This is a genomic window from Salinimicrobium xinjiangense DSM 19287, assembly GCF_000423585.1.
Lineage (GTDB): Bacteria > Bacteroidota > Bacteroidia > Flavobacteriales > Flavobacteriaceae > Salinimicrobium > Salinimicrobium xinjiangense.
In genome coordinates this window covers 1-4,487 of the sequence record NZ_AUIG01000046.1, presented here as the reverse complement: position 1 = coordinate 4,487, position 4,487 = coordinate 1, and the positions used below count along the sequence as shown (strand labels likewise).

The 4,487-nt window shown below is 35.1% G+C and carries 7 protein-coding genes; all 7 read right to left on the bottom strand.

Annotation, left to right across the window (positions count from 1 at the left end; translation table 11 throughout):
* Positions 1-283: 283 nt before the first annotated feature.
* A complete protein-coding gene (locus G564_RS0112985; RefSeq protein WP_245583692.1) occupies positions 284-745 on the bottom strand; it encodes a hypothetical protein in 462 nt (153 codons plus the stop codon).
* Positions 746-895: 150 nt separating this feature from the next.
* A complete protein-coding gene (locus G564_RS19990; protein WP_051205460.1) occupies positions 896-1,666 on the bottom strand; it encodes a TIR domain-containing protein in 771 nt (256 codons plus the stop codon).
* Positions 1,667-1,818: 152 nt separating this feature from the next.
* Entirely contained in the window at positions 1,819-2,373 is a 555-nt protein-coding gene (locus G564_RS19315) for a restriction endonuclease (protein ID WP_051205458.1), read from the bottom strand.
* Positions 2,374-2,522: 149 nt separating this feature from the next.
* Positions 2,523-3,008 (bottom strand): hypothetical protein, encoded by a 486-nt coding sequence (locus G564_RS0112970; protein ID WP_156879240.1) that lies wholly within the window; start codon positions 3,006-3,008, stop codon positions 2,523-2,525.
* Between the two features lie 186 nt (positions 3,009-3,194).
* Positions 3,195-3,653 (bottom strand): hypothetical protein, encoded by a 459-nt coding sequence (locus G564_RS0112965; RefSeq protein ID WP_029038033.1) that lies wholly within the window; start codon positions 3,651-3,653, stop codon positions 3,195-3,197.
* 318 nt (positions 3,654-3,971) lie between these two features.
* Complete coding sequence (locus tag G564_RS20335; protein WP_156879239.1) at positions 3,972-4,148, bottom strand: hypothetical protein; 177 nt, start codon at positions 4,146-4,148, stop codon at positions 3,972-3,974.
* A gap of 100 nt (positions 4,149-4,248) precedes the next feature.
* A partial coding sequence (locus G564_RS20600; RefSeq protein WP_037374032.1) for a hypothetical protein occupies positions 4,249-4,487 on the bottom strand: 239 nt, incomplete at its 5' end.

The following is a 4,487-nucleotide window of genomic DNA, read 5'->3' as shown; positions in this document are numbered from 1 at the left end:
AGATTTGCTGTGGAGAAAATTTGCTTTTTTCATACTGTTTAAAATTAAGAATTATTCTACTTTTAAACAGTTCGGTTTTAAGGGAAGCTTACAAAATTAGGTTTACTTGCTTTAGATTTATGCTGTTTTTTACTCTCATTTTTTTATAATTGTGTACAACGTCCCGTATAAAAACAGTGCGAGCTGGCGAGCGTGATTGTCCGCAGGACAATCAGGCGTTGCAAGCGAGCACCGACTTTCGATTAGAGACAGGTTTGAGCATTGTTTTTATACGTTGTTGCCATTAGTTTTTTGTCCGAATGACATCATAAAGAAGTGCTTTCCTTTCTTGCCCATATTCGTTATCAATATCCATTTCAATAAAAATTTCGTTTTCTTTTTCATCAAGTTTAGTGCTGTACTTGAATCCGCCATTGCGCTGCAAAAGAGTATCGGAATTAAATTTTTGTCCGTTAACAATCGAGTCGTATTTAACAAAGTAGCTCTTGTTTGGATTATAACCCACCACCAGTAATTCCATTTCGAAGTCGGTATTTAATTCATTTCTATTGTCTTTACCATATATTTCACGAAAGGAAATACTATCGAACACAAATTTAGTATTTACGTCCGCTATTATGTCTCTCAGGCTATCATTCTCTGCACGCAGAATCTCTAATTGTGCGATAGTGTTCTCAGTTTGATTTGCGTCGGTACAACTATAAAATGCAAGAGCAACAAAGACAATTTTTAATAGTTTGTTCATTGGTTTTTTAAATTAATGGCAACGTCCCGTATAAAAACAGTGCGAGCTGGCGAGCTTAATTGTCCGCAGGACAATCAGGCGTTGCAAGCGAGCACGGAGCTTCGATTCGAGACAGGTTTAAGCATTGTTTTTATACGTTGTTAGGCAATGTTATTTTATCAGTCCTAACTTCTTGAATTTTCTCTGTAATTCATAAAAGCATTGTTCAATATTGTCACCAGAAAAAGGAATATATTGTAAGCCTGCGATATTTGAAAACTCCTCTATTCCATCTTGTTTGAGTATAATAACCTTGTCAAAACCTAAACGGCCTTGAAATAAACCAGCTTCGTGAATTACATTTTGTCTTGCTCTCAATTTACCATCTGCTGTGTCATCTTCTGCGGTCATTACTAAGATGGCTAAAGAAGATTTGTCCAAAAATTCTCCCAGAACATTAATTATACTTTCACTTGTTCTTGATTCATCCTCAAAAGTCAGTGTTTTTAAGTTTAAATCGTCCTTTAGGAAAATTTGAAGTCGTGCCCAAAGTTTACTTCTACCGTGCCCAATAAATATTTGTCCTGATCCGCTTGATTTTTTTTGAGGTAACGGCTTTATACTGTCAAACTCTTTCTGTAATTCAATTTCTGATAAAGATAAAAGTTGTTGAGTCAGTGTATAAATGTTTTTAACCGTAGTGTCATTTTTGGAAGTTTGAGGTGGTGGTATATAAAATACTCCTGGTTTTGGCCTGTATTTCTTAAAAAACTCTTCGATTTTATCAGAATACATTTTGATGTCTTGAAGACTTTCTGAATCTGTATAATCTACTTCGGAAAGCTTTTTTACGAAAACTTTTATTGGTGCAAAAAATTTCAAGTCTGATTTAACGCTTTCCCACAAAGCTTCTGAAAGCAATTGTAGTTCTTTAATTATCATAATTTAATTTTAGTGCTGTATTTAATATTGCCTAACGTCCCGGTTAACACAAGTGCGGAGTTGGGGAACGGAATTTATCTTTTAAATACTCTTTTTAAAGGTACTCAAAAATGCCATTTTTGACTGTTCTGCCGCATTTGTGTTAAACGTTGTTAGCCACTGGCTTTATCTCCGAAAATAAAGTTTTCTAATGAATCTAAATGTCCGACCTGAAGGTAATTAATGTAGCCATCAAACGTAAATTCTCCTTGATAAGCAGGTAAATTGACCCAATGAGGAGGAGTTGCTAAACTTGAATTTTTACTTCTTGTCAAATAATTAAGTCTGCCCTCAAAAACCTTAATTAAAGCGATTCCGTGTTCTTGAGCATATTTAATTGCGCCCGATTGAAATCCGCTGGTGGAAAAAATCAATCCTTTTTGTGTTCCGGTAGCTCGCAGCTTATCAAATAGTAATTGTACAGTTTCCCTTTTTACGGAATTTTTATACTTTTTGCATTCAACAAGTACTTTGATTACTGAACCAAAAACTTCAAATTCGGCATAAACATCTATTTGATAATCACCATCGGGTTTTTTAATTATGAGGTTATGGGTCGATTTAAATGCACTTAAATTTTTTCCAAGATTTGAAAAGTAATCGTGGATTAATTTTTCAAACTCAGTCGGCGTAATGTCCGTTTTCGGATTATCTGGAATATGCGTCATTTTAGCTTGTGGCTAACGTCCCGTATAAAAACAGTGCGAGCTGGCGAGCTTGATTGTCCGCAGGACAATCAGGCGCTGCAAGCGAGCACGGAGTTTCGAATTGGAACAGGTTTTAGCATTGTTTTTATACAGTGTTGGCAGCAGGTTTTTTATTTTTTCCGATATAAAAATCTTTCTCCTGAATCTGGGTCTCCGATAAAATCCCAAATAATAATACCTTCCTCTTCTAAGAACAAATCATATGAAGTCGACATTCCATTTTCATATAAATTACTATCATTAAAACGCATATGTAATACCCAATTTTCTTCTTTAGAATCTTTTCCAATTTGCCAGGTTCCGTCTGTGTCCACGTATTTTTCTGATGTTTGATCAAATACATTAATAAAATTCGGCAGATTGGTTATTTCAAAAGTTCCGTTACTTTTTAGATTTAACTCAATTTCCTTCTTTTCGTAACCTTTTTCTTCAATCAAATCGTAGCTGATTTTATCAACTTCCCAAAGTCCCACAATCTCTTTTTGAGTCGGTTTTTCGGTCAAGTTTTTAATCGTAAGTCCGTTGACTGGGCTGACGTTAAAATATCTACAACCTGTCAAAATCAGAAGAATGATTAGGAAAGTAATTCTTTTCATTTTAGATATTCGTTTTTTGGATGTTCTGCTAACTTGCTGCCAACGTCTCGTATAAAAACTGTGCGAGCGGGCGTGCGTGATTGTCCGCAGGACAATCCGCTAAGCAAGAAATCAAGAAGTTTCGATTCAGGACTGATTTAAGCATTGTTTTTATACATTGTTGTAAAACGTTTTAACCTACACGATTTATAAGTGGGTAATGCTTAAATTAAATTTTTGAATATTAGGAACTACAGAATCAAGCAATTCATTAAATCTCAGGTATTCTTCATCGAAATCTTTCGTTTTAATTTTCCCGGAAGAATTCATAACGTCCAGTTTACGTTGCATATGTTTATATGAAATATGCTCATCTGGATTCATATTTGGGTCAATAATCACATAAGGATTATTGTGAACCACTGCATTTCTAATTCTTAAAATTTCACCCAAATTATGAATTGATTTGTTATTGTCAAACCCGGTCATATTGGCCAATATTTTAATTTTTTGTCCCATTCCAATCACAGTTCCATTCAGTAATATTTCGTGAAAATCTTTTTCATTTTTATTGGGTGAGAAATAATTAGAGATTACGTGATTAATTAATAATTCCAAATTATTGTACTTATTAATTAAATCACCAATTTTTTCTTCGTCGGTCATATTTTAGAATAATATGTTTTTAAATGTTTTACAACGTCCCGTATAAAAACAGTGCGAGCTGGCGCGCGTGATTGTCCGCAGGACAATCCGCTGAGCAAGCGAGCACGGTGTTTCGATTCAAGAGCAAATTAAGCATTGTTTTTATATGTTGTTGTAGAATGTGCCGCCCGCCCGAGTGAACCATTTCGCTTTTCAATCCGCTGCGTTTTGCTTTTAAAGTTTATAATTTATTACCTCTCAAAAGAGGATTTTTTCGTCCGAACTTTTTCTCCACTTGAGTGAGATGGTCCGCCGAATTTCAATCCAAACAGGAATTTTTTAGGAAGTGCTTTTTTTAAAAGGTATCCATTTCAAAATTAGTCCGACACCCACAGCAGCAGCCAAACCGGATGGAACCCCTATTAATAAACTTTCACTATCAATTAATAAGGAAGCAGTTATTACTACCACTATAATTCCAATTCCGATGGTCTGGTTTTGATTTAATTTTTTCATTTATTTTTCACGAATATTTATCTATCTGAGTTAGTCAGCGGCATTTTCTACAACGGCCCCGGTTAACACAAGTGCGGAGTAGGGGACACGAATTGATCTTTTAAGTTCTATTTTTAAAGGTACTCAAAAATGCTATTTTTGAGAGGTTTGCAGCATTTGTGTTAATCGTTGTTGCGCACCGTTTTTTTCCGTTCCTATATGTTTTAAACCTCTGGAATTTCCGGCTGTTTTGGCCTTCGTTAAAAATGTCCGTCACTAGCCATCCAAAAATGATAAAAAAAAAGCGCCACTTTGCGGCTGAGTGAGTGTCTAACCAGTAGCTTTTTTTTACTTCCAGGA